At 41.8% G+C, this 26,692-nt stretch carries 27 protein-coding genes, 3 tRNA genes and 1 other RNA gene; 6 read left to right on the plus strand and 25 right to left on the minus strand.

The features are described from left to right. Position 1: 1 nt before the first annotated feature. The 3 genes from flgK to flgM are packed head-to-tail and all read right to left on the minus strand — an operon-like array spanning position 2 to position 2,904. Positions 2-2,101, minus strand: a complete 2,100-nt coding sequence (gene flgK, locus DESOR_RS23645; protein ID WP_014187122.1) for a flagellar hook-associated protein FlgK — start codon at positions 2,099-2,101, stop codon at positions 2-4. Between the two features lie 3 nt (positions 2,102-2,104). After that, the gene (locus tag DESOR_RS23650; RefSeq protein WP_014187123.1) at positions 2,105-2,584 is read right to left on the minus strand and encodes a flagellar protein FlgN; all 480 of its coding nucleotides are present in this window, start codon (positions 2,582-2,584) and stop codon (positions 2,105-2,107) included. 41 nt (positions 2,585-2,625) lie between these two features. Further along, positions 2,626-2,904: a flagellar biosynthesis anti-sigma factor FlgM gene (flgM, locus tag DESOR_RS23655; protein WP_014187124.1), complete on the minus strand. Its 279-nt coding sequence runs from the start codon at positions 2,902-2,904 to the stop codon at positions 2,626-2,628. A 399-nt stretch (positions 2,905-3,303) separates the two neighbouring features. Between flgM and DESOR_RS23660 the strand changes: the two genes are divergently transcribed. Together DESOR_RS23660 and DESOR_RS23665 are read left to right on the plus strand one after the other, a co-directional pair. Next, a complete protein-coding gene (locus DESOR_RS23660; RefSeq protein WP_014187125.1) occupies positions 3,304-4,119 on the plus strand; it encodes a flagellar motor protein in 816 nt (271 codons plus the stop codon). Further along, the gene (locus DESOR_RS23665; protein ID WP_014187126.1) at positions 4,116-4,973 is read left to right on the plus strand and encodes a flagellar motor protein MotB; all 858 of its coding nucleotides are present in this window, start codon (positions 4,116-4,118) and stop codon (positions 4,971-4,973) included. Before DESOR_RS23660 ends, DESOR_RS23665 begins: the two co-directional genes overlap by 4 nt. Before the next feature lie 11 nt (positions 4,974-4,984). Here DESOR_RS23665 and DESOR_RS23670 read toward each other — a convergent pair whose 3' ends face one another. Continuing rightward, positions 4,985-6,022: a M28 family metallopeptidase gene (locus tag DESOR_RS23670; RefSeq protein ID WP_014187127.1), complete on the minus strand. Its 1,038-nt coding sequence runs from the start codon at positions 6,020-6,022 to the stop codon at positions 4,985-4,987. Positions 6,023-6,052: 30 nt separating this feature from the next. Here DESOR_RS23670 and DESOR_RS23675 point away from each other — a divergent pair, with 30 nt between their 5' ends. After that, positions 6,053-6,490 carry a YaaR family protein gene (locus tag DESOR_RS23675; RefSeq protein ID WP_014187128.1) on the plus strand — a complete coding sequence of 146 codons (438 nt, stop codon included), beginning with the start codon at positions 6,053-6,055 and terminating at the stop codon, positions 6,488-6,490. 85 nt (positions 6,491-6,575) lie between these two features. Beyond that, a complete protein-coding gene (locus DESOR_RS23680) occupies positions 6,576-7,364 on the plus strand; it encodes a CheR family methyltransferase (protein WP_014187129.1) in 789 nt (262 codons plus the stop codon). Positions 7,365-7,430: 66 nt separating this feature from the next. Here DESOR_RS23680 and DESOR_RS23685 read toward each other — a convergent pair whose 3' ends face one another. The 4 genes from DESOR_RS23685 to DESOR_RS23700 form a co-directional block, all read right to left on the minus strand. Beyond that, a complete protein-coding gene (locus tag DESOR_RS23685) occupies positions 7,431-7,616 on the minus strand; it encodes a Rossmann-fold NAD(P)-binding domain-containing protein (RefSeq protein WP_014187130.1) in 186 nt (61 codons plus the stop codon). A gap of 207 nt (positions 7,617-7,823) precedes the next feature. Beyond that, positions 7,824-8,213 (minus strand): EamA family transporter, encoded by a 390-nt coding sequence (locus tag DESOR_RS23690; protein ID WP_014187131.1) that lies wholly within the window; start codon positions 8,211-8,213, stop codon positions 7,824-7,826. Positions 8,214-8,384: 171 nt separating this feature from the next. Continuing rightward, entirely contained in the window at positions 8,385-9,125 is a 741-nt protein-coding gene (locus tag DESOR_RS23695; protein ID WP_014187132.1) for an acyl-CoA dehydratase activase, read from the minus strand. Then, positions 9,122-10,390 (minus strand): double-cubane-cluster-containing anaerobic reductase, encoded by a 1,269-nt coding sequence (locus DESOR_RS23700; protein WP_014187133.1) that lies wholly within the window; start codon positions 10,388-10,390, stop codon positions 9,122-9,124. The genes DESOR_RS23695 and DESOR_RS23700 overlap by 4 nt, the downstream gene beginning before the upstream one ends. Positions 10,391-10,634: 244 nt before the next feature. On the opposite strand from DESOR_RS23700, the gene DESOR_RS23705 reads away from it, so the two are divergent. Then, a complete protein-coding gene (locus tag DESOR_RS23705) occupies positions 10,635-10,961 on the plus strand; it encodes an SCP2 sterol-binding domain-containing protein (protein WP_014187134.1) in 327 nt (108 codons plus the stop codon). Positions 10,962-11,076: 115 nt separating this feature from the next. Here DESOR_RS23705 and rnpB read toward each other — a convergent pair. The 10 genes from rnpB to dnaG form a co-directional block, all read right to left on the minus strand. Beyond that, an RNA gene (rnpB, locus tag DESOR_RS27660) (RNase P RNA component class A) lies at positions 11,077-11,504 on the minus strand. 51 nt (positions 11,505-11,555) lie between these two features. Then, positions 11,556-11,711 (minus strand): hypothetical protein, encoded by a 156-nt coding sequence (locus DESOR_RS29840; RefSeq protein WP_014187135.1) that lies wholly within the window; start codon positions 11,709-11,711, stop codon positions 11,556-11,558. A gap of 234 nt (positions 11,712-11,945) precedes the next feature. Next, positions 11,946-12,779 carry a Nif3-like dinuclear metal center hexameric protein gene (locus tag DESOR_RS23710; protein ID WP_014187136.1) on the minus strand — a complete coding sequence of 278 codons (834 nt, stop codon included), beginning with the start codon at positions 12,777-12,779 and terminating at the stop codon, positions 11,946-11,948. Beyond that, positions 12,758-13,570 (minus strand): tRNA (adenine(22)-N(1))-methyltransferase, encoded by an 813-nt coding sequence (locus tag DESOR_RS23715; RefSeq protein ID WP_014187137.1) that lies wholly within the window; start codon positions 13,568-13,570, stop codon positions 12,758-12,760. Before DESOR_RS23715 ends, DESOR_RS23710 begins: the two co-directional genes overlap by 22 nt. A gap of 9 nt (positions 13,571-13,579) precedes the next feature. Beyond that, complete coding sequence (locus DESOR_RS23720; protein WP_242832398.1) at positions 13,580-13,897, minus strand: hypothetical protein; 318 nt, start codon at positions 13,895-13,897, stop codon at positions 13,580-13,582. A gap of 71 nt (positions 13,898-13,968) precedes the next feature. Further along, a tRNA-Val gene (locus DESOR_RS23725) sits at positions 13,969-14,043 on the minus strand. Positions 14,044-14,171: 128 nt separating this feature from the next. Further along, positions 14,172-14,246, minus strand: a tRNA-Ile gene (locus DESOR_RS23730). 8 nt (positions 14,247-14,254) lie between these two features. Beyond that, positions 14,255-14,329: transfer RNA gene (locus DESOR_RS23735), tRNA-Asn, on the minus strand. Positions 14,330-14,435: 106 nt separating this feature from the next. Beyond that, positions 14,436-15,626, minus strand: coding sequence for an RNA polymerase sigma factor RpoD (gene rpoD / locus DESOR_RS23740; RefSeq protein ID WP_014187139.1), 1,191 nt, complete (start codon positions 15,624-15,626; stop codon positions 14,436-14,438). Beyond that, positions 15,616-17,496 (minus strand): DNA primase, encoded by a 1,881-nt coding sequence (gene dnaG / locus DESOR_RS23745; RefSeq protein WP_242832399.1) that lies wholly within the window; start codon positions 17,494-17,496, stop codon positions 15,616-15,618. Before dnaG ends, rpoD begins: the two co-directional genes overlap by 11 nt. A 363-nt stretch (positions 17,497-17,859) precedes the next feature. Here dnaG and DESOR_RS23750 point away from each other — a divergent pair, with 363 nt between their 5' ends. Then, positions 17,860-18,456 (plus strand): GerMN domain-containing protein, encoded by a 597-nt coding sequence (locus DESOR_RS23750; RefSeq protein WP_014187141.1) that lies wholly within the window; start codon positions 17,860-17,862, stop codon positions 18,454-18,456. Positions 18,457-18,610: 154 nt separating this feature from the next. On the opposite strand, the gene DESOR_RS23755 is transcribed toward DESOR_RS23750, so the two are convergent. From DESOR_RS23755 to DESOR_RS23785, 7 genes are all read right to left on the minus strand, one after another. Then, positions 18,611-19,645 carry a deoxyguanosinetriphosphate triphosphohydrolase gene (locus DESOR_RS23755; RefSeq protein WP_042331592.1) on the minus strand — a complete coding sequence of 345 codons (1,035 nt, stop codon included), beginning with the start codon at positions 19,643-19,645 and terminating at the stop codon, positions 18,611-18,613. Positions 19,646-19,790: 145 nt separating this feature from the next. After that, positions 19,791-20,186 (minus strand): bacteriohemerythrin, encoded by a 396-nt coding sequence (locus DESOR_RS23760; RefSeq protein ID WP_014187143.1) that lies wholly within the window; start codon positions 20,184-20,186, stop codon positions 19,791-19,793. Positions 20,187-20,392: 206 nt separating this feature from the next. Next, complete coding sequence (locus tag DESOR_RS23765) at positions 20,393-21,385, minus strand: G1 family glutamic endopeptidase (RefSeq protein ID WP_242832400.1); 993 nt, start codon at positions 21,383-21,385, stop codon at positions 20,393-20,395. A 288-nt stretch (positions 21,386-21,673) separates the two neighbouring features. Next, complete coding sequence (locus DESOR_RS23770; RefSeq protein WP_014187145.1) at positions 21,674-22,597, minus strand: ABC transporter permease; 924 nt, start codon at positions 22,595-22,597, stop codon at positions 21,674-21,676. Positions 22,598-22,600: 3 nt separating this feature from the next. Further along, on the minus strand, positions 22,601-23,662 hold the full coding sequence (locus DESOR_RS23775; RefSeq protein WP_014187146.1) for an ABC transporter permease: 1,062 nt from the start codon (positions 23,660-23,662) through the stop codon (positions 22,601-22,603). 10 nt (positions 23,663-23,672) lie between these two features. After that, positions 23,673-25,175, minus strand: a complete 1,503-nt coding sequence (locus DESOR_RS23780; RefSeq protein WP_242832401.1) for an ABC transporter ATP-binding protein — start codon at positions 25,173-25,175, stop codon at positions 23,673-23,675. Between the two features lie 166 nt (positions 25,176-25,341). Then, positions 25,342-26,349: a BMP family protein gene (locus DESOR_RS23785; RefSeq protein ID WP_014187148.1), complete on the minus strand. Its 1,008-nt coding sequence runs from the start codon at positions 26,347-26,349 to the stop codon at positions 25,342-25,344. Positions 26,350-26,692: the final 343 nt, after the last annotated feature.

The following is a 26,692-nucleotide window of genomic DNA, read 5'->3' on the forward strand; positions in this document are numbered from 1 at the left end:
CTTATCGACCTACGGCTCCTGTGCCATTGATTAATTTATCCAACATTTCATCCATTGCCGTCAGCACTCTGGCGGCAGCATTATATCCTTTTTGGAACCTGATCATATCGGTCATTTCTTCATCCATGTTTACCCCTGAAGTTGATTGTCGAAGATTGGTAAGCTGATCAACCACCGTTTGCTGATTAGTATTAATTCGCTCGGCATCTTGAGATTGAATTCCCAAAGTACCAATGAGAGATGAGTAATACTCATCCAGAGATTTGTTGCCCAAGGTAGCTGAACTGGTATCTGTTTTTAAACTGTTCCCCAGCTTAATGGCATTATCCCCGTTGGCATTATTGCCGGCAGGCAAAGAAAATCTATATAGATTGTCAATAGCAGGTGAAACGAGCTGAGGATCAGTATTTATTTCGACATCCAGACCCATAATATTAAAAGCAAAGGGGGGCCCTGATATTGCTGAGCTCCAATTCTCTCCATCATCCGTAGAATAAACGATACCATTGACTTTACCCGAACCGTCAAGGGAACTAACCTTAATCCTGACATTCGTAGCAGCCGTTCCGCCGGTATAGGTGCCGGTGGTTGTAACCTCAGGGACCCCGCTGCCGACATTCTTTGAACTATCCACCAGCACTGGGGCGCTCACTAAACTACTCCCGGATAAAGTAAAACTATAAGAATTATCCACAGCAGGAGAAGTCAAGGCAGTGGTATCTAATTCAAAGCTCAACCCGTCAATTGTAAGATTAGCCTTGCTACCAGTCAATGCTACTCCGGAAGACCAATTAACTCCATCATCCGTAGAATAACTGATCTGGCTCACTAAGCCAGTAGTACTGTCAACAGTATCCACCTTAATCTTAACATTCGTCGGAGTTCCGCTGTATGTACCCGTTGCAACGGAAACTTCGGGGACCCCGCTGCCGGTATTGGTGATTGGCAGAGAAACAGAAATACCATTTAGCGAGGTTTTGGCCGCAATTATTCCTAGGCCTATGCCTGTATCATTGATAGCCGAGTTTATCTCTAAGTTGCCGAGCCAATCATACGGTTCTCCTTGTGACGCATAATCAAAAGAATTATCCCCAAAGAAATTTCGTCCATTAATATTATCAGTACCATACCCGCTTTGATGCACGGCGTTAAAATCTTGCATTAAGTACTTGCTGATACTTTCCAAGCTGTCCATATACCCTTTAATTCCCTTAGTCTCCGAATCCCGGGAGTCAATTAAGGCTTTCATTTGACCGTCGGCAAAACTGATTGCTTTGCCTGTATCGGCCACAATAACATTAGTCTCCGCATAACCGTAAACATCACCCGTAGAAGGGGTTGTTGATGTCGCTAACTTGGTATAGCAGTTAGCAAAAACCAGGTTCACACCATTGGAATTAATTGTATATCTTCCGGTACTGTCTTCATTAACCGAGATATTTACCATCTTAGATAATTGGTCAACCAGCAAATCCCGGCTGTCACGCAAGTCATTCGCATGGTTTGTCCCGCTGAACTCAGCAAAGTAGATCTGTTCGTTAAGCTTGGATATACCTTCTGTAAGCTGATTAATCGTGTTAACGCCGGCCTTCACCTCAAAGTTAACATTTTCCGCCGAATCTTTCAGCTGCTGGGCAGCATTCTTAATGGCATCGACTACCGCAAGTCCATTTTGGGCTACTTCCGCACGCACGCTGGTATCCGAAGCATCTGTTGAGAGGGCTTGCCAGGAAGACCAAAATTGGTTAAGTACCGTTTGAATTCCGGTATCTGATGGCTCAGAAAAAATATTTTCCAGTTTCGTCAAGGCAGCACTGCTTGTCTCTGTATAACCTAAATTGGAGGTTTGCTTCCACAGTTGTCTGTCTGTAAAGATATCCCTTGCCCTAGTAATAGATGCTACCGTAACCCCGCTTCCAGCGAAATTCTTGTTTCTTCCGTAAACCTCTCCTGCCGGTACAGCAGTTGCCAAATTGACACTTTGCCGGGAGTATCCATCCGTACCGGCATTGGCAATATTATGCCCCACCGTATCCAAGGAAGCCTGATTAGCATATAAACTTCGGGACAAAATATTCAAACCGCCAAATGTGGAACTCATGTCTTAAATCCTCCAATCCATAAGATGCCGTTTTTTGTTCTCATCTTTTCCCTTATCAGGATGGGTATAGGTGTTGCTCTCTTGGTGAGTCAACAGTCCTACTGTATAATCAACGATTTTCATAGCTTGTTTAAGCAGCTGAGCGTTTATCTCATGAACCTCTTTCAAGCGCACAACCACTTGGTCTAAAGCAATTCGCACTTCCTCTAACATTGGGAAATAGCAGGCTAATTCGGCCAAGGTGAGATCCTCAGGCTTTTTCTCCAGCTCGCGTCCGATTTGCTCTGCCCACATGAGACGTTCCTTCTCCAATGCATTGACTTTAATTATAAACACTTCTTCTTGGGCAGTTATTAATTCAATTTCTTGGATATTGTTCTTAATCAAAGCTTTCTGTTTATTCTCTTCTAAGGTCAGGAGTTTGTTATAAAGTTCGACCTGTTCTCTTAAGTTGTCGTTCAAATTCTGAAGCCCTTCAGACAAAGAAATCTCCCCCTCGGAAAAGTGTTAACATAATTATTCATTTATTCCTTCTGACATACCTCAAGTAACTTGTCGGCTATCTTCCCTGCGTCTATTTTGAATTCTCCTCCCTCAATCTGATCAGAAAGAGCCTGGATTCGTTCGGCACGCACAGAGGGAATTTCTTTGGTTTTCTGAAGTAAGGTCTGATACACTTGGGCCTTATCTGAAACAGCTATCTTATCTGCCCCGGAAACAATCGTTTTCTTCTCAACTTGTTTTAAGCGATTGATTGCTTGAATATTTCCTACCAAGCCCATTGAGGTCCCATCTATTTTCATATCATTCACTCCAATAACAATCTTATTTTTTATATCGGAGAAAACCCAATAAAACTAAAGGAAAACTTTTATTTGTTTATGATAATTTTTAACGAAATTTAGGAATTTTAGCTGATACCTCGTTATTCCTGTATTATAATTAACCATATAAATAAAGTGTCAATCTTAAAAAGAATTTATTCAGGAAGACCCTACCGACAACCCTTTCTAAACTACCCTAATAATGGGACTAAAGTTCGGATTAATTTTTGTCGATATTATAAAAGTAAGATTATAAATTTAATTCTATTTTTACTTAATTTCTATTGGTTTAAAGAAACATAACATAAGCAAAGGAGGTACGTCATATTCCCTTCGAAGCTACTACACCTAATGGCAGAAGGGATGAGGCAAAAAAACATGGATTTATCTACTATTATAGGAATTTTAACAGGCTTTGGTTTCCTAATCGCCGGCTACATGTTAGAAGGAGGAAGTGTCGGTTCCCTTGGAGGATTATCTGCAGCAATGATCGTTTTTGGAGGGACTGCCGGAGCAGTGTTAGTTAGTTTTCCTCTCTCCGACTTAAAAAACCTGCCTAAATGGATTAAGCTTGCCTTTACCTCTCAATCTTTTGGGACTGCCGAAGCTTATGAAACACTTGTAAGATTTGCAGAAAAAGCTCGCCGTGAAGGCTTACTCAGTCTTGAACAAGAACTTGAAACTGTAACAGATCGCTTTACACACCAAGGACTACAACTAGTTATTGACGGAACAGACCCTGAAATCACTAAGGAGATTCTGGAATCGAATATCGCAGTCCTTGAAAAACGCCATAAAGTTGGAATTTCAGTATTTGAAGCTGCCGGCGGATACAGTCCGACTATGGGAATCATCGGGACGGTTATGGGCTTAGTCATGGTTTTGGGGAATCTTACGGATCCCGAGTCTCTATCCCATTCTATTGCCGCTGCTTTTATTGCTACCCTGTATGGTGTCGCATCGGCAAACCTTCTTTGGCTTCCTATTGCCTCAAAGCTCAAAATGAAGGACAAAGCGGAAGTAGCCGCTATGGAAATGGTTTTGGATGGAATCATTTCCATCCAAGCAGGTGAAAACCCTTCAATTCTGAAAGAAAAATTGAAGACCCATATTGGTTCAATGCTCCTCAAAGGAGAGAAAGGTCAGGAAGGTACAGCATCCCCAAGCAATGCTGCTTTCAGTGAAAGCCGATGAGCAGAAAAAGAGAGCACGAGGCTGAAAAAGAGAATAGTGAGCGTTGGCTTCTCACATACTCCGACCTCATAACCTTGTTAATGATTTTCTTTGTCGTCCTTTATTCTATGAGTAAGGTAGACGCGGAGAAATTCAAAGCCGTTGCCGCATCCCTTAACAAAGCACTTAGCGGAGGAACTCCGGCAAAAATCGAGCTGGCTACAAGTCCATCCGGACCCTCGCTCTTTGAAACGGGAACACCATCCTCTACTACGACGGTTCCCGGGAAAGATACTGATCCCAACAAAACAACCCATACAGACCCAGATACAACGAACTGGGAAAACCTCAAGACCGGCCAAGGAAACAGCGATGCTGAAAATATGAGCATTGAAGCAATAAAAGCTAAGTTGGATAAGTTTGCTGCTGACAATGGAATCCAATCAAAACTGATGTCTTCAATAGAAGAACGTGGTCTGGTCATAAGTATACAGGAAACTTTACTATTCCAAAGCGGTTCAGCAGACATCAATGACCGAGCTCGTCAAATTCTTGAAAGAATCTCCACTGTCCTCGCCTCATCGACTAACCAAATTAGAGTTGAAGGGCATACGGACAATTTACCGATTAGAACTGCGAAATTTCCTAGCAATTGGGAGCTTTCTGTGATTCGTTCCACTAACGTCGTGGAAATTTTGCAATCCGCTGGAATAGCACCGAATCGGCTTTCGGCGGCTGGTTATGGGGAATATCGACCTATTGCCTCTAATGACACAGAAGAGGGCAGAGGAAAGAACCGTAGAATTGACTTGATTATTTTACGCTCCAAATATGATGTTACAGAACCTAATACCCAAAATTCCAACGGCAACTAGTTTAACCTTCCCTAAAAGGCAAGCCGGCGTACTGCTTTATACAAAATTTCCGTTGCTAAATAAACTTGTTCTGATTTTATAAGGGCTAAAGTATCTTCTGGAGTATGATTCTTATACAACCATTCCTGGGCTAGAAGAGTCGCAGCCGGAATTCCTGCTAAACCAAAACTGACAGAATCACTGTTATGACCCCCTCGAGGGGTCAATTGGGCACTAGCACCACTTTCTGCCGCGGCTTGTTTTAGAGTTGTTACGGCAATATTCTCTCCCTCCCCCCAGAGCGCAAAATTTCCTATCATTCCATTGCCAACAGTGTCAGCATTCAGAACCGCAACAATCTGCTTGAGGGGAACAGTAGGAGAATGCAAAAACGCCTGAGATCCTACAAATCCCATTTCTTCAGCACTCCAAAAAGCGACAACTATAGTTCGTTTCGGAGTCTCACTTTCACGAGTAATTCGTCGTATAACGTCCAGCACACACCCTACTCCCGAGGCATTATCATTAGCCCCAGGGTATACTTCTCCTTCAAAAATTCCCAGATGGTCATAATGAGCTGATAATAGAATTATCTCCTCTGTCTTTTCACCCATCAACTCTCCAATTAGGTTAACACTAGGAAATCGCAAATTTTTGTTATCCCCGGGCCGAAAGGTCAATCGACCGTTCACTCTCGTTTCTATCACCGGAGGAATAGTAAAAGCTTGAATGAAACCTGTACTTAAATCTCCCATTGGTCGTAACCCTAACATGCTTAATTGGCTTGACAGATACTCTGCCGCTTTGCTCTCTCCTACCGAACCGGCCTTCCGTCCTTGCATCTCAGGTGCTGTTAAAGCGTAAATATCATCTAAAGCAGTACGATTTAAAATTTCATAATTTAAATCATCATTTTTAGATTTAGCCTCGGGAGGCAGCACCAACGTGACAGGAGGACGCCCCAGCATTACTTTTAAAGTTTCAGCAAAACGATTGGGGAGAAGACTCCATGGTAAGATGATTGCTCCAAAACCTAATAATGATTTTATAAAAGCTCTGCGCGTTTTCATATCTATTCCTTTCTTAAAAGGAGAATTGCTATGTCTATTCGAATAAACTCCCCACATCAACCTTTAAATGCCAATCTCGACACTCAAAACGCCATAGAACATAATAGTGACTTCGGCAGTGTCTTTTCACAGACTCAAAAAATTCAGAGCGCGGAACTCCATACTTTTCTTGAACGATTGGGAATGCAAGGCAAAAAACTGGCTTATTCTATGTCCATCGGTGATCTTAAGGATTTCCGCAATATGGTAAAATCTTTCCTTCGCTCCACCTTTGGACAAAGCCGCAAAATGCAGGAAGACACATCCTGGGATTATCAAGGCCGTCCTAAGGTTATGGCAAGAATCGGAAAGATTGATCAAGCTCTGGATGATCTTGGGAAACAGCTTCTGACCGAACAGTCCAAGCCCCTTGATATTTTAACTAAAATTGATGAAATTCGAGGTTTAATTGTTGACCTCTTTGCCTAAAAAGTTTTTTACTGCATCTATTCGCTATAACCCCCAGATTTCTTCTTTTTGAATAAATAATTCATATGAAAAGAGGTACAACCCCTTGTCCAAAATAACTATTGCCAATACGTACGAAGACTTTATTAAAGGGTTCCACCCCAAAAGCGGTTTAGATCTTAAATTTTATAAGCAAAACCAAATGCAGCGGAGAATCCTAAGCTTTATGAATTCTCATGGACATGCTACTTTTCCGGAATTTCTAAACGCTCTCAATGTAGACTCCGTCTTATATGATGCCTTTTTCAAACACCTAACCATCAATGTTTCACAATTCTTTCGAGATGCAAATCAATGGAAAACACTGCGAGAATCAATTATTCCTCTTCTTCTGCAGAGTAAATCTCCACTAAAGCTTTGGAGTGCAGGATGTTCCAGTGGTCAAGAACCCTACTCATTGGCCATGACGCTTATGGAATATTTTCCCACAGCCAAATTTAGCATACTGGCAACAGATATCGATGTCAATGTATTGAAACAAGCCAAGGAGGGCTTCTATAAGCAAAATGATTTTGCCAGTACTCCTCCTGAATTCCTTCAGAAATATTTTACCCCAACTGACAAAGGACATCAAATTAAGGATTCCGTTCAACGAAATGTAACATTTCAACACCAAAACCTTCTAACGGATCATTTCCAAACCGGCCTTGATTTTATTGCCTGCCGTAATGTTGTTATTTATTTCACGGAAGAGGCCAAGGAAATGCTCTATAAAAAATTCACAGACTCCTTACGCCCTGGCGGAATCCTTTTTACGGGCAGCACAGAACACCTCTTTGGCTTAGGTCACCTTGGCCTAAAGCCGGTATCCTCGTTTTTCTATCAAAAGCAATAAACACTCAATCATTAAAGGGCTCTAACTCTTAAAATGAGTTAGAGCCCTATTAAGTGCTTCATTTAATTAGCTAAGACATTCTTGTTCATATTGACGCACAAATTCTTCGAGAGGATAAGTAACTCCTTTACCTTTAAACTCCAACGATACTTGTTGGGCACTCGGATTATAGCCAATAAACTTCATGCCAAGTACTTTCGCCATTTTGGATAATTCAATCCGCGCACCTCGTCCGAAATCTTGAAAATGCATCCAACACACGCCCCTTTTTCTTGCCTAATTAATGACTTAAAGAAATCATGGGTGTCCATGGGAAACGCTTTGAAGTTGTATCAAGATAGGAGTAACTGGTTCATTAATATTAAGTTAACACTAGCTTAACATATTCTATTCAGAATATCCAATTTACTCTCTCTCTCCAAGATATAATTTACTAATTGCCTTCTCTCTGAACCAAGATCACGAGGACTGCCCCCATAGTCCTAAGACACTCATCCCAGCCAGAATCAGCAAACAGCCGAATACTTTTGGCCAGGTAAGCTCCTCATGAAGAAACAAAGAACCATAGAGTATGGCGATGACATACCCCAAGGAAACCAGCGGATAGGCATAACTAAGCTGCCAACGTGAAATCACCGTCAACCAAAGGATAGAACTAACTCCGAAGCAAGCAAAGCCAAAAAAAATTGCCGGCGTTAATATTATCGAACCTAACTGCCGCCAGATTCCGGCAGCAGAAACTTTTCCATACCCAAGCATACCATAGCGAAACAAGAATTGCCCTGTCGCACCTAACAAAATTGAAAATAAGGCAACTGCGAAGGGACGAACATCCGTAATAAATGCCATTAAATCAAAACCCCTTGAACATAAGACTTCAATAAAGTTTTCTCACTCAAAGGGGGAATTATACACTTTAGGCAAAGAAATGCTCCCCGAAGAGCAGATCATATAGCTCGATCTATTCTTCGGGGAGCAGCTATTACAGTTGTATGCTGTTGAGTTATCGATGTATTCGATTTATGCCAGCAGAGCCGCACCCAATGCAGCGGTTAATTCAGGTTCCGGCGGAATGACAACCTCACTCTTCAGCTCCCGCTCCAGAAATCGCACCAACAGCAAATAGTGGGCACCGCCGCCGGTAAATATCAGGCTCTCCGGATGGCCGACGGATTCAACAAAATTCCCCAAGCGTTTGGCAGTACTTTTGAAAAGGCCGGCAACTACTTCAGGTTTAGGAACTCCCTTAGCGAGCATGGTAATAACTTCCGACTCGGCAAACACCGTACACATAGAGTTAATAGGCATGGGTTTGGCCTCCGCTGCTAAATCCAGCTCTTGCGGGGTCAAATCTAACCCTTTGAGAATAACATCTAAAAAACGACCGGTTCCGGCAGCACACTTATCATTCATAATAAACTGAAGAATCTTGCCGTCAGCATTCTTCTTAATGACCTTAGCGTCTTGTCCCCCTAGATCAAGAATATAGGAGTGCTCCGGAAAATATTCATGACAGCCTCTTCCTTGACATGTAATTTCCGTAATGACCCGGCCCTCAGGAAAGTTCACTCTCCCATACCCGGTGACCACGAGTTTTGCTGGTTTTTCTCCATGCTGTTCTTCATAATCCTTCAATAAAGCTTTTCCAGCTTGTACCGAATCAAAACGAGACGGCACTACCCGCTTGAATACTTGTTTATCTTGATCTAATACCACTAATTTTGTATTAACCGAGCCCAGATCTAACCCTGCCCGTTTCATCCCCGAATCATCTCGACAAGAGCCTCTATTCTGGTTAAGAGCTGACCTTGGTCTTCCTCTGAGAAATCGCTTTCCAGCCGCAGGAACGGTATGTTTTGTTTTTCCAGTTCTTTAGCTACAAAATACCCTTCTACTCCATAGGGCTGGCAGAACTGAAGGTTAAAGTCAATCACGGCATCTGCTTTGAGGTTTTTAGCCATGTGCACAATATCCTCCAACCGTCCCTGGTTGGGCGTGAAACAGGCACAATTTACTTTTAAAGGACGTTTAGAAATATTTGCAAGCATTTCCTGAAGACTGCCGGCAGGCTCCGTCATATCTTTATAATAACGTTCTCCTGTGCAAGTTTCCTCACCAACCACAACTGCCCCGGCTTGTTCTACTAAAGCGTGAAGTTTCCAAGCCGGCAGAGGCTGAGGGGTACCTGTTACAAGGATGCGCGGTGCATCGGCAGGAGCCACTCCACGTCCTTCTTTGACCCGTTCATCCAGCTCGTCACACAGCGCATTGACTTGGGCGGCAAAGCGAACAGGATCATCGAAGAAAGAAAGCTGATTAATTAACAAAACATCTAAACCGTGAATCGGCGCAGGGTTATGCTTTCTTAAATCAGCCAACCTTTGCAATGCTTTCCGTTTATTATTGATCTTTTCTATACCCTCTGACAAATTTTCTGCAGTCAGGGTCACCTTCGTTTCCCTTTCAATAAAGGCCGCAAATTCCCTGACCTCTTCTTCCCAAAGCTTTGAGTCCTTCGCATTTTTCTTTTGAGGAAGCTCCATAACATAGGTAGGAATATGTTCATTTAAGATTTCCCAAGCCTTTTTCTTGCCGTCACAGGTGGTTTCTCCTATCACCCAATCTGAAACTTGGAAATAGGGACAGATCCGGTCTAATTTGAAACCCATAGTTGACTTAATAAGAGGACACATATTGCGGGGCAGTACTTTTTCTCCGGAAGGCACAGTGAATTGTGCTCCGGCGCATAGTCCAATACTGGCACTTCCCGTTGCGACCACGATTTCTTCCGGAACATATACACAAAATGTTGAAAACACCTTGGCTCCGGCTTCTTTCATGGCAAAAAGCTCATGAACCCGAATACCATGAACATCTCCAACCACTGCATCAAAATAGCCCATGCCTGCGGGACGATCCTTGCGCTCTAAAAAGAGTTGTGTAAAAATCTGAGGCACAGGCGCTAAAAATTCATCATGTTTAACCAGATCCATATTTAAGCGTTCCCATAACTCCCTGTTCTCCATTAAAACAATCTCCTCCTTATTGATTCGAAACTTTTCAATGACTCCTGACCTAATCCGCTTCATTATATCACGGTAATATTATTAAATTCTATAACCTTTTTGTGATTATATATCTAGAAAGTTATTATTAAAATATTAGTCTACTCTGCAAAATATTTTTTGAAATATAGACAATATTGTGATATATTTTCTCTGAATGTGAAAACTTTCATTACATGAATAAATCGAAAGGAGGAAGATAATAATGTCAGTTCGAGCAGAGCTGCAAGAGCTTGTGGAAAAAATGAATACGAATCCTGAACATATTGCTTCGGAAAAAGACCGGATCTTTCAAATTAATCTTGAAGAAAGCGGTCCGCTGCAAATTATCATTAATGCCGGGCAGGTTCAGGTCGCAGAGGGAACTTCCCCGGATGCAGAAGTCACACTAATTCTCAACGAAAAAAACTTTTCCAAATTGTTAAATGACAAGTTAAATACCACCATGGCTTTTATGACCGGCGGCTTAAAGGTTGAAGGCAAATTAGGCTTAGCCTTAAAACTTCAAGAAATTGTCAAACACTATCAATAGCTTCTAGTTGTCTATATCAATGACCAGATGAATGAACGTTCAATCATTAATATTTTTAATAACTGATGGGAGCCTGCTAATGCACAATTCATGCACTAACAGGCTCCCACGCTGTTCGCGAAGTCAACCATAAGCCGAGTTCTGTCCCTCCTTGCGGAGGTGATGATCATCTATCTCGAACCGCCGTTACCGACGGCCTCTAGCGACCTAACCCGGGAACAAAACGGGCCGTTTATCGTTCCCCTATTCGGTCTTGCTCCAGGTGGGGTTTACATGGCCAGCCAGTCACCTGACTGCCGGTGAGCTCTTACCTCACCTTTCCACCCTTACCAATCCAGAGGTCAGTCATCGGAAGCCGGACGCCAGATTTTTTCTGACCTCTGGCCTCTGAAGACCGGCCTCTGTATTGGCGGTATCTCTCTGTTGCACTTTCCTTGGGGTCCCCCCCCACTGGGTATTACCCAGCACCTTGCCCTATGGAGCTCGGACTTTCCTCAGAGGCGACCTTTCGATCCCTGCCTCCGCGATCATCTGTTTGGCTTCGCTTAAATATCTTACTAAAAAAATAGGATTTGGTCAAATGGAGAGTTTTGGCTAATTGACTTTGGATTTTTGCTCTTCCATTTCTTCCATTTCATCATCAATGTCCATCAACTCTGTCAGCCACTTTGCTCGATTAGCATTGTCCTCAAGGATGTTGGCTAAAACTCTTTCACGTTGAAGACGTAATATTTCTGTTCGATTCATCATTTCACATCGCTCCTTTCAAATACTATTTATACAAGGATTTGTAAATCTTCTAAATAGAACTTGAGTATTCTTTTGAATAAACTCTATTATCAGACTATTCCTTACAACAGTATAGTAATATATTTCACAATTGATGTCAAGTGGTAATTATTTCTTTCACAAAGAATATTGTATATTCCATACCCTCGTAATTAAGATCCCCTATGTTGCAAAAATACTTCATAGGGGATCTGCTTATAGCCAAGGGGAACGATTAACACTGCTGACTCGAATTTCGACGCCCTGAAGGGCTTTCTCTGCAGTTAGATGCTCATATAGTGACTGAAGCATCGGTGCCTCGCTTAAAAAGTGCCCTAAATCAGCAATGGCCAGGCTTCCGTCAAGTGCATCCAAAAGAGCATGGTGATCAACATCCCCTGTGATAAGGAGATCGGCACCTTTAAACAAAGCCTTAGGCACAAATCGTCCTCCACTGCCATTAACAATGGCAATTTTTCTTATCTCCTTGTCTAAGGACCCTGCCAAACGAACTCCTGATAATTCATAGTCTTGAGCATAGACTCGGGATTTTTTCAGCTTGTCTAAGAAATCCTTCCACACCACACCAAATTTATGAGATTCCTTAAGATATCCATAGACTCCATATCCCCGTTCCAATTGGTCATCCCGATTATCGTAAATCCGCTCTAAAAGCTCGATCTTTTCCAAACCCAGCAGTTTTCCAAGCACCTTGCTTGAAGAAATATTCGATTGATCTAAGTTAGTGTGGGCAGCGTAGCAGGCAATATCGTATTGCAAAATCCGCAAGGGTACTTGAGCCGCCCCATTATCTGCCCGCAGGTTTTTTAGTGGTTTAAAAATAATCGGATGATGAGCCAAAATGAGTTGTGCATCAAATGCTTTCGCTTCTTCCACAACCTCTAACGTGCAATCCAAACAAAGGAGAATGCGCTTAACAGGTTTCGAACCACTCCCAACCAGCAATCCGACATTATCCCATTCTTCTGCCCAATATTTAGGGGCAATGTTTTCAATTACCTGAGCAACTAATCCAACTGAAACAGCCATTTCCTCAATCCCTCCACTAGAGCCATCTTAACAGAGACTTCTCTAATCTTAGCAATAACCTCCGGACTCTTTGATTTTTCCATTTGTGTTTTTTGCCGCATCAACCTGCCGTTGTACTCATCAAATAGTTTCAATAATAAAGGTTGACCTTCCTCCAAAATAAGTGGCCCGAAATCCCAAACTAACTTATGTACAAGACCCGGAAAATCTGCATCCGAGGAGCTGGCCTCCTTCTCAAAAAGAGGGTGTAAACGCTCACCCCAAACTGCTTCCCTCTCCAGCAATTCGGCCATGCTTTGCCCTGTTTCCTTGGCAAAGGCCATGACAACATAAATCCGCTCTTCTTCCTCAACTAACTGTTCCGCCTTCAGCCGCCAGCCTGCCTCCAGCAATTCTAAGCGAAGAGTACCTTCCGCCCCCTGAGGCTGAACAATTAAATCAGACACATCCTTTAACATGTCAGGACGAGCAGCGAAAATATCAAGCATCGTTCTTCCACCCATACCAGCTAGGGTTAAGACATTCGCTTCACCGGCTTTAAGGGGCATTAGCCCATCCCCCAGCCTCACATCGATGTCCCCTTCCAAGCCCCTTCCTTTAACGGCCGACAAAGCGGATTGATAAGGGCCTGCATGGACGTCAACTGCCACTGCTTGGGTTATTTGCTGCGACTCCATGAGGAATATAGGCAAATAGGCATGGTCCGTACCAATATCTCCAAGTCTTGAACCCTTGGGGACATATGATGCCACTGTTTGAAGCCGCGGACCTAATGCAACGGATAAAGTCATAATTTCACCTCATTCTACATAAAATTGAACCTTAACTTCATTCTTTGCTTCAATAGCCAAGCAGACATCTTCTTCTCTGGGATGATAATTTATTTCGATAATATCATCCAGTCTTATCCAAAACACTTCACCATCAGCGTTCCATACTGAAACTTTATCATCTGCTACATCAATGTAGGTTACAACTCCAAAATTCAGGGTACATTCCACCACAGCAAGAACTTCGATACATTTTAAATTCTTATGAAATATTTTTTCTCTAAGATATTTTACAAATTCAATTTTTGATGACAAAGGTATCATGGTTATTCCCCCGATCATTTGCATTAAACTATATCAAATTAACAAAAGAACCCAATGACCTAAGTCAATGGGTTTGTTTTCTCGAATGTCATGTATGGTGGGCGATACTGGTCTCGAACCAGTGGCCTCATCCGTGTGAAGGATGCGCTCTACCGCTGAGCTAATCGCCCGAATTCGACGTGTAATATTCGATATTCGCAGTTCGGAATAACCGAACCCTATGCCTTAAGCTCCTCTCGCCACCAAACAATAACTTTTTATTCGAATTACGTTGTCTTCCACCGTTCGAGCTTCGAAATGGTGGGCCCACTAGGATTCGAACCTAGGACCAACCCGTTATGAGCGGGGGGCTCTACCGCTGAGCTATAGGCCCAAATAAAATGGCTCCCCGAGTAGGACTCGAACCTACAACCTACCGGTTAACAGCCGGTTGCTCCACCATTGAGCTATCGAGGAATGCTCTGCACGGGTTATTATACGTAATTCAGCAGCTATAGTCAAGTCTTTAAGAGAAATTTTTTATGATTTTTAGAAACATAATATAAGGTTACTTAAGGATTACTTATTCCAAGTAATCCTTAAGCTTTTTACTTCTGCTTGGGTGACGTAATTTCCGTAAAGCTTTTGCTTCAATCTGACGTATACGCTCCCTGGTAACACCGAATTCCTGACCGACTTCCTCTAACGTTCTCGTCCGTCCATCATCAAGTCCAAACCGCAATCTGAGTACTTTTTCCTCCCGCGGTGTTAAAGTCTCTAAAACCTCTTCCAATTGTTCCTTGAGAAGAATGAAGGAAGCTGCTTCTGCAGGAGCAGGAGCATCATCATCAGGGATAAAATCACCCAAGTGGGAGTCTTCTTCTTCCCCGATGGGGGTTTCCAGAGAAACAGGTTCTTGGGCAATCTTCATGATTTCTCTCACCCGTTCTACAGGAATATCCATTACTTTGGCGATTTCCTCAGGAGCGGGCTCCCGTCCTAATTCCTGTAAGAGTTGTCTCGAAACCCGGATTAACTTATTAATGGTTTCCACCATATGCACTGGAATTCGGATGGTTCTGGCCTGATCAGCAATAGCCCGTGTAATAGCCTGCCGTATCCACCAAGTGGCATAGGTGCTGAACTTAAACCCTTTTACATAATCAAATTTTTCTACGGCTTTAATCAAACCGAGATTACCCTCTTGAATCAAATCCAGAAAAAGCATACCCCTGCCCACATAACGTTTTGCGATACTAACCACTAGACGTAAGTTTGCCTCAGCTAATCTGCGTTTAGCCTCCTCGTCCCCTTCTTCCATTCTCTTCGCCAATTCTATTTCTTCATCGGCAGAAAGGAGCGGAACTCGGCCGATTTCTTTAAGATACATCCGAACAGGATCATCAATTCCTACACCCTCAGGTACGGAAAGATCAACTTCTGTTTCTTCTTCTACATCATCATCCGGGTCTTCCACTATATCATCGTCATCGTCAACTTTAACACCACTCAGGATTTCCAGTTCAACTTCTCCAGGCTCTGGCACCACATCTATTCCCATACGTCCAAGTTGTTGATAGATATCATCAATTTGATCCGCAGAAAGTTCAATTCCTTGAAGAGAATCCATAATCTCTTTATAAGTTAGAGAGCCTTTCTTTTTTCCTTTTTGAATGAGGGCTTGGACGTTGTCTATCATCTGCTTTTCATTCATCTGTCCCCCACCTTCCCTTGGATCATTCTTTTTGGTGCCTATAACCTTACTATTTGCCACGTTTCAACCGCTCTCCTATCTCTTTCAACAGAGCCATAGCCCCTGCCATGTCACCGGATTTTTCTAAAGCTACCATGCGGGCTTGAAGATCTTCAACTCTCTCTTCTGCTTGTGAAGAAAGAATTCCTTTGATACAATCATCTAAAAGCCGTTCGGTTTGGGATATATCTAACTCCTCCAGGAGTAAACCAGCCAGCCAGCTTTGGGCCTGTTCTTCGCTGTGGGCCGGTAATTTGCCCTCCTGATTGAGATAATCAAAGATTTGTTGATGTGCCGGTACCTTCCAAAAGAATTCTCCCAGCTTAGCCTTTATTTTAGGCAAATGAGAAATATCTTCGATAAGCAGTCGTAAAAGCATACGCTCAGTCCGATACTCCCCTGAATAAACTGCTGGTGAAGGAAATGCATCATCATTTTTACAAATAATGACACTATCTATATTATCTCTATTTTTTTCAGAACTAACCTGATTTTGCTGAGAATATTCTTTTAATGGCTCTTTTTTAGGTTTTTTCTGTTCCAGTCCGGCGATTTCACGTTGTACCGCTTCCAGAGTAAGCCCTAGCTCTAAACTCAAGAAGCGTTCATAGCCTTCTCTTTCAATGGGACTGCTAACTTTCAAAATGTCCGGAGCAAGCTTTACAACTAATTCTGCTTTTTCCTGAATTGTCTGGGGGGGAGCTTTTTGAACACTCATCCGAAATTTGAACTCTACATAGCCAATAACCTGCTTTAAAACCTTTTCAAAGGCCTCCACACCATAACTCTTCAAAAATTCGTCAGGATCTTTTGCTCCCGCTAAAGTAGCCACATCCACGCGGATGCCAGCGTAGCGAAGGATTTCTCCTCCTCTTAAAGCTGCTTGAATTCCCGCCTCATCAGAATCATAGAGAAGAACCACACGTTGTGTATATCGTCTCAAAAGTTTTGCCTGATCCCTTGTCAGCGCTGTCCCCAAAGAAGCCACTGCATTGGAATAACCTGCTTTCTGAAGAGCAATGACATCCATATAACCTTCCACTAATAAGGCATACCCTCTTTCACGAATTCCTTGATGCCCACTATGCATCCCATAGAGGTGATGACCTTTATTAAAGAAAAAAGTTTCTGGGGAATTAAGGTATTTAGGAAGAGAATCATCCAATACTCGGCCGCCAAAGCCAATGACATGGTTTCGCCGGTCAAGAATGCTAAAGAGGACGCGGTTACGGAAACGGTCATAATACCCTCCGCCTTTACCCGGTGTCCCTCTTTCTAAGGCCAGCCCATTCTCTGCTAGTTCAAGGGGTTGAACTCCTCGGGCTTTCATATAAGTCAACAGCCCATCCCAGCGGTCCGGTGCATAACCTAACCGAAAACTTCTAATGGTATCTGAGTCAACACCACGTTGAGCAAAATAAAGCCGGCCAAGTTCTCCTTCCGGAGACTTAAGTAAAAGGTTATGGAAGTACTCTGCAGCCAATTCATGAATTTCTTCAAAACGTAATCGACGTCGATTTTCTTCCCTTTCACGCGGAGACAGTTCTTTCTCAGGAAGGGATACGCCATAACGAGCGGCCAGATTCTGAATACACTCAAGGAACGACCAATTTTCCTTTTTCATTAAAAAAGAAAAAACATTCCCGCCAACGTTGCAGCCAAAGCAGTAAAACATTTGTTTTTCTGGGGTTACAGTAAAGCTCGGCGTCTTCTCTGCGTGAAAAGGACAAAGACCTAAAAAGTTTTTCCCCTTGCGCTGCAAGCTAACATATTCAGATATAATCTCAACTATATCCGCGCGAGATCGCACTTCCTCAATAACTTCTTCCGGCATAAATTCTTGATGAAGCCTATTATCCACGTCCCTTACGCCTTTCAATCTCAGCCACATTTTATTTATTTTGTCAACCCTTACTTTATACATTTCTTTCGCCGAAACTTCATAAAATCCTCTTTTTTAGTTCTGATTCAGTGAATCTGTTTTAAGAAAGGGTAAAATAATCTTTTCAGTAATATTAATTCGTCTTATTAGGAGATAATACCTGCTTGCTTCGACAATTATTTTAGTCTAATTCTATTGCTTTTGGTTACTAATTTAAGTTTGAATCAATAGATCAACCCTTTCACTCATTTAAAAAGCATGATAGTATTAAGAATAAACTTTGACCTTCACGATAATTAATGACTGTCACAACAAACTAAGCTTAATCTAAACCAGTGTTAACAAGAGAATCTATATGGAAGGTGGAAACATATGTATAAACGATCATTTAGCACTATGGTTTTTACAATCCTTTGCTTAATTCTGGCAGGTACACTATTAATAGGGTGTAATTCATTCAAAACTCAAGCTGACAAGCCTCAAGAGAATACCGCAGACGCTAATAACCCTACGCCACCCTCCTCAGAGAACAATCCTTCTGAATCTGCTGCAAAGCCTGTAAAATTAACTTTGTATTTTCCTAATTCAGACGCAACAGGCTTAGTTCCGACAGAGCGAACCGTCGAAGTGAAGGATGAAGAAGTTATTAAGGCAATCTTCCAAGAGTTAGCTAATCCCCCCGCAGGTTTGGAAAAACCACTTCCTTCGGGAACAACTCTCCTGGATGCAACAGTTAATGGGGATGGACTTGCAACCATCAACCTCTCAAAAGAATTTCAGAAAAATTTTGGCGGAGGTTCTGCAGGTGAACAAATGACCATGTATAGCATCGTAAACACCCTCACATCCTTACCTAATATTAACAGTGTCCAGTTTCTCTTAGAGGGAGCCAAACATGATGGTATTCTTGGTCACTTAGATACCCTAGACCCTCTCAAACGAAATGAGAGCTTAATTATTGAACCCTAAAACTAAGTACAAACAATTTGTACTTAGCTGCACGAAATGTTTTAAATCTTATAACCTTAGTTTACTTCTGTTCATCAAAACTTATACTTTATGATTATAATATATTACAAAAGTGGTTGAGAGATTTCTCAACCACTTTGTTTAGTTTCAAATCCTATTTTCGAGGTACAAATAATCTCTGAAATAAGTCAATGGCATAATTATCAGTTAAACCTGATATATAGTCAACCACAGCTTTGGTCGTGTTCCCGCCGGCCCAAACTAAGTAGTTTTGAGGCAGCTTGGAAATGTCCTCACTATAGTATTTAAAAAGAGCTTGAACAATATATTGCCCTTTACGCCGCTCTTCACGCAAATTAAGGCTATTATAGACCCTGGCAAACATAAATTGCCGAAATTCCTGCATCGCGCTGCTGATTTCTGGGGATTGTTTTATATGATCCCGGTCTTTTGAGGCCTCAATCATATCCACAACCATGGTGGTAATCATATCACTGGGTCTCACACCCAGCATCTGTTTAGCTCTGCCGGGCAAGTCACTTTGAGTCAGAAGCCCTGCTCTTAAGGCATCGTCGTAATCATGGCACAAATAAGCAATTCGGTCTCCCGTCTTGACAATTTGTCCCTCCAGATTTTTAGGAGTGCCCTCTCCTGTATGATACAAGATCCCGTCAAGAACAGCCTCCGTAAGATTCAAACCCTGACCATCATTGGCTAAGACCTTCATAATACGGACAGACTGCTCATTATGCTCAAAATGGCCAATGATTCGCCTCAGCGCTTCTTCTCCCACATGACCAAAAGGAGTATGCCCCACATCATGTCCTAAAGCAATGGCTTCAATAAGGTCTTCATTTAATTGTAATCCCCGACCTATTGTTCGGCATATCTGGGATACTTCTAAGCTGTGTGTCATACGAGTTCGGTAGTGATCTCCGGCAGGGGCAATGTATACTTGAGTTTTATGTTTAAGACGCCGAAAGGGTTTGCTGTGCAAAATCCTGTCCCGGTCCCTTTGAAATTTTGTCCGAATGGGACACTCTTCTTCTTGACGCTCGCGTCTAGCATCCTTGCTTTTGGCTGCATAAGGCGAGAGGCGCTCTTCTTCTCTTTCTGACCTCTGTCGAATATTTACAGTTTCACTCAACCCCACTACCCCCAGTCCTATTATTTCTTTTTCTATTTCCATATCATTTTAGCATATTGCTTAGTCAATGATATGTTGCTAATCGGGGTCATATTGGTGCAGCCGGTTCTCCTGTATTCTTCATGATTATTCGCAGAGAAATGAAATCTCTCTCGAACTTTTTACGAGAGAGATTTTAAACAAACCGCTAGTTTGATGACATAATTAATTTATCTTTTTTCAAGATGTGTTCAATAGTCCAATTGAATACAAACATCAGCAAATCACGTATATATTTGTCCTGGTTTTCATCAACATCATTTAAATTAATTTCATCAATCTTAGCAATGAAATCATCATGTTCATTCTTTTGATCAAAATATTTAGGGTATTTTATTTTTAACATATAACCTTCTTCGGTTTTAAAGTGATACTTGGTATATTCCCGCAGTTCATTAATAATTTCTACAATTTTATCGTATTTGTCGGCTAATAAATAATTCTCCAGCAAGTCATAGATACTGTTTCCAATTTCCAGTAAATGTTGATGTTGTTTATCGATTAATTCCACTCCAATTTCGTATTCTTGTTTCCATTCAAGCATTTGAACGTTTCCTCCTAATTTTAAGATAGTATCCCTTAGAAACTTTCTTCACAATCAAATTATTAAAATAATAGGATTTTTTATATTCATAATATCACATTAAATTCACTCTTTAAAGATTATCCAAAGCCTGACCCTTTGTCTTGAAACTGAAAGCCCCCTCAGATTAATACCTGCAGGGGGCCTCCATAAAAACTTTGTATTTATTACCTGTTGTAACTAGATATCCCCCGCCAATTCAATGAGGATCTCTCGTTTCCAAAAGGTCTTGGTCCCTGTGGGAGTCTGGTATTGATGCCAGGGTATGGGGTTGGATTGGTGTTGGTGTTTGTGTTTGTGTTGGAGTTAGTATTTATTTGCGTATTGGCAGCTATTACGCTTGTAGAAAAAGACTGGCCATCCGCTCCGAGTTCAGAAGGGGTAATGAGAACCGATCCGTTTCTTGATACTAGAGCAACGGGCTGAACCGTATTGGTTGAATCATTAATGGGATTATCATTGGCCATTGCATCCTGATATTGCACAGTCCCCATATCGGCAAGAGGATACAATTGGCCGTTTGCATTTGAGGGGTCTTCACTGATCCATTCAGCGGATGTCCCAATTCCCTGTGCATAGGACTCATCCAGGGTCACAGAAGGAATGGTTTGAGTTGGTGTTTCGCCGTTTACAGTGAAGCTTAAATTCCAAGTTGAATCTGTTGCTTTAGAGATACTGGCTGTTATGGTTGCCCCAATGGGGACGGTCATTATAGTTTGTGCTGCGGAGGGCAGCTGTTCCCAGAAAACATCAGCAACAGGCTCTCCATTTTGAATTTGCTCTATTGTTCCCATTTGCAAAAGATCGGATGACAATACTCCGCCCAAACCAATCCACTGGGCAGCTAAGGCATCCTCCTGACTGGCCGTGATGTTAGGGACAGTCCAGGTGCCGGATACACTGTTATAGGGGTCGCCGGAGAACGAAGGGGTAACAATATATCCGGCCCAATTTGAAGACACTTGAGTGTTCTCAGGAAGGCTTACGCTTGCCTCAGCAGCAGTTGATGAAGTAGTCTGCTGTGAAATTTCTGGAAAAGGCATTGATTTATGAGAAAAACCCCTTAGATAAATATCATTAGGTACACCTAAAGAGGATGCACTTAATGTAATTAATACGGCTAACAAAACAATATGAAGTTTATAGAACCTTATTTTCATTGCAAACTCTTTCTCTCCTTTCATTCATCATTGTTAAACCTTCAATTATGTTCGCTGCTAAACAAGTTCGCTTATCTCCCCTGTCGTTATAGTTGATGATAATACATTACTTAGGACTTTACCTGAATTTTAGCTGAATTTTAGCTGAAAATTTATAGCAACCCATTTACAGCCAGCTGTTATAAGTCCGTGCCTTAAGTTATGCAAAAACTAAAAGCACAGCATCTAATCCGGATATCGGATTAGTACTGTGCTTCCCACAAATATCTATAAAACTGCAAAAACCCATTAATGCTGCTCACGAAGATAGGGTTTGCCATTCGCTTTTGGCCCTGCCTTTTTAATACCGAAAACCGCCAGGGCAACCAAGGTAAAAACATAAGGCAGCATGGAAACTAACTGATAAGGTGTGGACGGTGACAGTATTTGCAAGCGCAGCTGCAAGGCATCTGAAAAACCAAACAATAACGTGGCAATTACCACACCGCTGGGCATCCAGCGCCCAAATATAACCGCAGACAAGGCAATGAAGCCGCGCCCCGAAACAATCCCTTCAGAATATGTGTTAATATAGCCGGTGGTTAGAAAGGCACCGCCCAACCCTGCAAGTGCTCCGCAAAGAATACAGCCAATATATTTAAGCAGAAATACATTGATGCCTAATGATTCTGCGGCTTTTGGATACTCACCTACTGCTTTATAATTTAAGCCCAGTTTTGTTTTATTGAAGAAAATCATTGTTGCGATAACGATAATGTAAAGAATATAAACGACAAAGGTTTGATCAAACAGTGCTTTGCCGATAATCGGAATATCACTCAAAAGAGGAATAGGGATATTTTGTAAGCTTGGTCCCTGAATCAAGGAGGCCTGAATGCCAAAGGCCATGCGATATAAGAAGGTTGAAAGGGCAGGAGCCAGAATATTCAGCGCCATACCATAAATGATTTGCTCAGCAGAAAGAGTGATTGTGCAAAATGCGAAGATCATATTAATGGACACTCCGGCCAGTGCGCCGGCTAACAGACCCAGGTATGGGTTACCCGTAAAGAAACCGACCATAAAACCAACCGAAGCTCCAAAGGTCATTATGCCGTCTAGCCCGATATTAACAAGACCCACTCGTTCAGAATACAGTTCCCCCAAGGCTACGAACAAAAGGGGTGTTGTCATACGTACTGTGGCAGTCAATAACTCTTGTAAAAAATCCATAATTTACACTTCCTTAAATACTTTTAGAAGTAATGCCTTTGTTTTTGGCAGATTGGTTAAAGCCGTGCCTGCTATGACAAAAATGATAACCAGCGCTTGAACAATAGCCACTACCGATGTGGGAATTCCTGAGGCAACTTGCATCATATTAGCACCAGTACGCAAAGCGGCATAAAAGCAAGCGGCAATAACCGTTCCAATAGGGTTAAGCTGACCGATTAATGCAATAGCAACACCGTCAAAACCAAAGCCGCTGCCATAACCCGGCATAAGTCTAAACGAATACCCGTGGACTTCGATACTCCCCCCAAGTCCGGCTATTGCCCCAGAAATAATAAAAGAAATCAGCACAAATCGACTGACATTAATTCCATAGACTTTTGAAGCCATCTGGTTTAATCCAACAGAACGAAGCTGAAGTCCCTTCGATGTTTGAAACAAGAAATAGTGAATAAGCAGTGCAACCAAGAGGGCAGCAAAAAAGCCATAATGCAGGCGCATAGTATTTGACAGCAAAGGAATTCTAAGTTGATCTCCAACAGCAGCGGTCTGGGGAATATTTCTCTCCATCATTGGACCATTCACCAAATAGCTCATGAACAAAGTTGCTACATAGTTCAGCAAAATACTGACAATCAGCTCATTTAAACCCCGCCATACTTTCAACATGCCTGGTAAGGCACCCCAAAAACCACCAAATACAATGCCTGCAATCATGCTTATGATAAAAATGATCGGAGCCGGAAGTGCCACTGCCTTTGGCAGCAAAGTAGCAACCATAATACTGGCTATTGACCCCATAATAAATTGCCCCTCAGCACCTAAATTGAACACACCGCAGCGGTAGGCAAAGGTTGCGGCAAGTCCGGTAAATATAAGGGGCGTCGCTTTTACAAGGGTTGTGGCCAAAGCCGCCTCTGATCCGAAAGACCCTTTAAACAGAAATAAATAGGCCTCCATTGGACTTTTGCCAATAGCAACAATAATCATTCCGCCAACCAGAAAGGCCAGCAATATCGCGATAAGTGGGATAGCCACTTTAAAAAATGTCTCTTGTAAACGCATATCGTTTTCCTCAATTCAAAATTTGTTTACCTGCCATAGCAAGAGAAATTTGTTTAATAGGCGGATTATCGCCGGGATAAGAACCCATTAATCTGCCTTCATACATCACGGAAATTTGTGTAGAAAGCTTCAGCACCTCATCTAAATCGGCACTGATCAGTAAAACGGCGCAGCCTGAATCACGAGCACTTATGATACATTCGTGTACAAAATTAGTAGCCCCGATATCCAAACCGCGGGTGGGGTGTACAGCAATCAAAAGATCCGGCTTAGCTTCAAGCTCTCGGGCAATAATCACCTTTTGCTGGTTGCCGCCGGAAAGATTTTTTACTGCCTGCTCAGGAGAAGAGCACCTAATGTCATATTTCTCCACTAAGTTCTTGGCATAAGCGTCAATATTTTTTTTCTTCAATTTCAGCCCTCTAAAATAAGAAAACTGCTCGGACTCGATGGATTTCAAGACTAAATTTTCACTAATGCTCATATCCCCGACAAGACCCATTTTATTGCGGTCTTCCGGCACATGAGAGACCCCGGATGTTATAAATTCTAAGGAACCAAAATTCGATATCTTTTTGGCCTTTAGAATGACTTCACCTTCATCAGGCTCTATCAAACCCGTAACTAACTGGGCAAGCTGAGATTGGCCATTCCCATCCACACCGGCAATTCCCAGCACTTCGCCTCGTTTTATTTCCAGGCTCAGATTATTTAAACCGCTGTGCTTCATTTCTTTGTGATAGCAGATATGATCTAAGGAAATCATAACCTCGCCCTGAGCAACGGGCTTATCAAACTTAGAGGGGACAAATTCATGTCCAACCATCAGAGATGCTAAAATGTCAGGGTCGGTTTCTTCCTTTTTAACCGTGGTAACAACCTCTCCGCTCCTCAGCACAGTGATGTGATCACTTATTTTCATGATTTCCCTCATTTTATGAGAAATAAAAATCACCGTCTTATTTTCAGCAACCAAACGTTTGATAATATCAAACAAGCTTTCTGCTTCTTCATCCGTTAAAACAGCTGTCGGTTCATCCAAAATCAGTAACTCTGCACCACGATATAACACCTTAAGGATTTCGACACGCTGCTGTTCTCCTATAGAAATATCTTCTATTCTCTTATCCATATCTATATTAAGGCCATAAGATTCGGAAAGCTCAAGTATCTCCTTTTTAATAGCCTCAGCTTTGATAAAAACAGAGCTGTCTTTGGTAATACCTAAAATAATGTTTTCAAAGACAGTCATATCCTCAACAAGCATGAAATGCTGATGAACCATTCCTATCCCAAGTTTCACAGCTTTAGCCGGCGAATCGATTTTTACTTTAACATCATTTATAAAAATATCCCCTTCTGTAGGTTGATAAAGCCCAATCAGAACATTCATCAGGGTGCTTTTTCCAGCTCCGTTTTCGCCAAGAAGGGTATGAACTTCACCTTTTTCTATGCTTAAGTTAATGTTCTTATTGGCTACTACTTTGCCAAAAGACTTAGTAACATTCTCCATTCTCAAAAAGGTACCCAAGCTATTTAGCCCACCTTTCGTCTGTAAAAAAGAAAATTATAAAGAAAAAAGTGGCGAAAATTATATGGATCTAAATCTTCTTTCGCCACTTTTCAGCTTATTGCAAGACAAGTTTTAAGAAAAAAATCTCTATACTAACAGTGTTTAATTACTTGATAAATGACCCATCTTTAATTTGCTCTACGATTTTCAAAAACTCATCTTGTACTTCTTTGGGGCAATTTTGACCAAACTGTCCAACGCTTAAGCAACCGTTGCTGAGGTCTCCGTAAACAGTTTTGCCGCCAAATTTTCCTGCTGCAAAGTCTTGCATGCAAACGTCAATTAAAGCAGAGTTGTCAGTACAAATACTGCTGATGATGGTTTCAGGGTCATCTTTCAGGAAGTCTCCAGGCTGGGCAATAGCATAGCGATCTTTACTTGTTTTCAGACCTTGTCTGGCACCTGCATCGACAGCACTGGCATCTCCGAAAATAACATCAACATTTTTTGTAGAAACCATGGATGTAGCGATTTCTTTTCCTTTTGCAGAATCATCAAAGGTACCTGCATAAGCATTGGTAACAGATACGTTAGGATTGACCTTTTTAGCAGCTGCTTCATAGCTTGCCAGTTTTGTTTTAGTTGTATCAAGCTCCATACCGCCAATAAAACCTATTGAATTAGTCTTAGTTTGAAGCCCGGCCAGTGCCCCTGCCAAATAGCCGATTTGTTGGGCATTGGGCATAACGTTTGCTACATTATCAATTCCTTCTACGGTACCATTGAGCAAAATAAAACCAACTTTAGGATATTGCGGAGCTAATTCTTTGATGGCATCAGAGTATTGGGCACCCGGGGCAAAAATCAAGTCATATCCTAAATCTGCATATTGCTTGAACATAGAAACATAATCTGCTTGTTTTACGTTTTCTGAGTATGCTGTTTCATAACCGTTCTTTTTAGCTGCATCTAACATTGCATGATAGCATGCGGTTGTCCATCCGCCGTCTGCAATCGGTGCGTCTGTAACCATTGCGATCTTATGCTTTTGAGCCGAGGCTTCATTATTATCCCCGCTATTTGCGGAACTGGGGGCAGAGCTTGAGCAGCCTGTTAAAACTAACATTGAGATGAGTACAAGTGAAATCATCATAAAAATCTTCTTATTAAACATCTTTTAGCCTCCAAAATTCTTAGTACTATTGTTAAATTTCAATAGCTATTCTACCGTCATTTCCTATGTAACTTCTTGTGATTTTTTTAAATTACCACCTCAATTTTCCCTAAAAATCATGTTAAGCCCAGCCAGATAGTATCATTCATCTTGTCTTAGACATTAAGCTGAACCTCATCTTAAATAAGTTATTTCTTAACTTATTTTATAATAATATACCATATATTTTATTCATGTTAAGGAATATTTTAGGGTAAATATTATATTTAAACTGCTGTATATTGTATTCTTATCTCTAAATGATCCAGCCATAATAAACAGCTTGTACCAAGAATCTTACGCG

This window comes from Desulfosporosinus orientis DSM 765 (genome assembly GCF_000235605.1).
GTDB lineage: Bacteria > Bacillota > Desulfitobacteriia > Desulfitobacteriales > Desulfitobacteriaceae > Desulfosporosinus > Desulfosporosinus orientis.

Coding starts and splice junctions, on each gene's coding strand:
- DESOR_RS23770 (WP_014187145.1), bottom strand. CDS start 22,597: ATGGATTTTTTACAAGAGTTATTGACTGCCACAGTACGTATGACAACA.
- DESOR_RS23720 (WP_242832398.1), bottom strand. CDS start 13,897: ATGCAAATGATCGGGGGAATAACCATGATACCTTTGTCATCAAAAATT.
- DESOR_RS23665 (WP_014187126.1), top strand. CDS start 4,116: ATGAGCAGAAAAAGAGAGCACGAGGCTGAAAAAGAGAATAGTGAGCGT.
- DESOR_RS23755 (WP_042331592.1), bottom strand. CDS start 19,645: ATGGAAATAGAAAAAGAAATAATAGGACTGGGGGTAGTGGGGTTGAGT.
- DESOR_RS23660 (WP_014187125.1), top strand. CDS start 3,304: ATGGATTTATCTACTATTATAGGAATTTTAACAGGCTTTGGTTTCCTA.
- flgK (WP_014187122.1), bottom strand. CDS start 2,101: ATGAGTTCCACATTTGGCGGTTTGAATATTTTGTCCCGAAGTTTATAT.
- DESOR_RS23695 (WP_014187132.1), bottom strand. CDS start 9,125: ATGAAACGGGCAGGGTTAGATCTGGGCTCGGTTAATACAAAATTAGTG.
- DESOR_RS23705 (WP_014187134.1), top strand. CDS start 10,635: ATGTCAGTTCGAGCAGAGCTGCAAGAGCTTGTGGAAAAAATGAATACG.
- DESOR_RS23750 (WP_014187141.1), top strand. CDS start 17,860: ATGTATAAACGATCATTTAGCACTATGGTTTTTACAATCCTTTGCTTA.
- DESOR_RS23690 (WP_014187131.1), bottom strand. CDS start 8,213: ATGGCATTTATTACGGATGTTCGTCCCTTCGCAGTTGCCTTATTTTCA.
- dnaG (WP_242832399.1), bottom strand. CDS start 17,496: ATGTGGCTGAGATTGAAAGGCGTAAGGGACGTGGATAATAGGCTTCAT.
- DESOR_RS23675 (WP_014187128.1), top strand. CDS start 6,053: ATGTCTATTCGAATAAACTCCCCACATCAACCTTTAAATGCCAATCTC.
- DESOR_RS23710 (WP_014187136.1), bottom strand. CDS start 12,779: ATGGCTGTTTCAGTTGGATTAGTTGCTCAGGTAATTGAAAACATTGCC.
- DESOR_RS29840 (WP_014187135.1), bottom strand. CDS start 11,711: ATGATGAATCGAACAGAAATATTACGTCTTCAACGTGAAAGAGTTTTA.
- DESOR_RS23760 (WP_014187143.1), bottom strand. CDS start 20,186: ATGCTTGAATGGAAACAAGAATACGAAATTGGAGTGGAATTAATCGAT.
- DESOR_RS23780 (WP_242832401.1), bottom strand. CDS start 25,175: ATGGAGAATGTTACTAAGTCTTTTGGCAAAGTAGTAGCCAATAAGAAC.
- DESOR_RS23700 (WP_014187133.1), bottom strand. CDS start 10,390: ATGGAGAACAGGGAGTTATGGGAACGCTTAAATATGGATCTGGTTAAA.
- DESOR_RS23775 (WP_014187146.1), bottom strand. CDS start 23,662: ATGCGTTTACAAGAGACATTTTTTAAAGTGGCTATCCCACTTATCGCG.
- flgM (WP_014187124.1), bottom strand. CDS start 2,904: ATGAAAATAGATGGGACCTCAATGGGCTTGGTAGGAAATATTCAAGCA.
- DESOR_RS23715 (WP_014187137.1), bottom strand. CDS start 13,570: ATGACTTTATCCGTTGCATTAGGTCCGCGGCTTCAAACAGTGGCATCA.
- DESOR_RS23670 (WP_014187127.1), bottom strand. CDS start 6,022: ATGAAAACGCGCAGAGCTTTTATAAAATCATTATTAGGTTTTGGAGCA.
- DESOR_RS23785 (WP_014187148.1), bottom strand. CDS start 26,349: ATGTTTAATAAGAAGATTTTTATGATGATTTCACTTGTACTCATCTCA.
- DESOR_RS23685 (WP_014187130.1), bottom strand. CDS start 7,616: ATGCATTTTCAAGATTTCGGACGAGGTGCGCGGATTGAATTATCCAAA.
- DESOR_RS23765 (WP_242832400.1), bottom strand. CDS start 21,385: ATGAAAATAAGGTTCTATAAACTTCATATTGTTTTGTTAGCCGTATTA.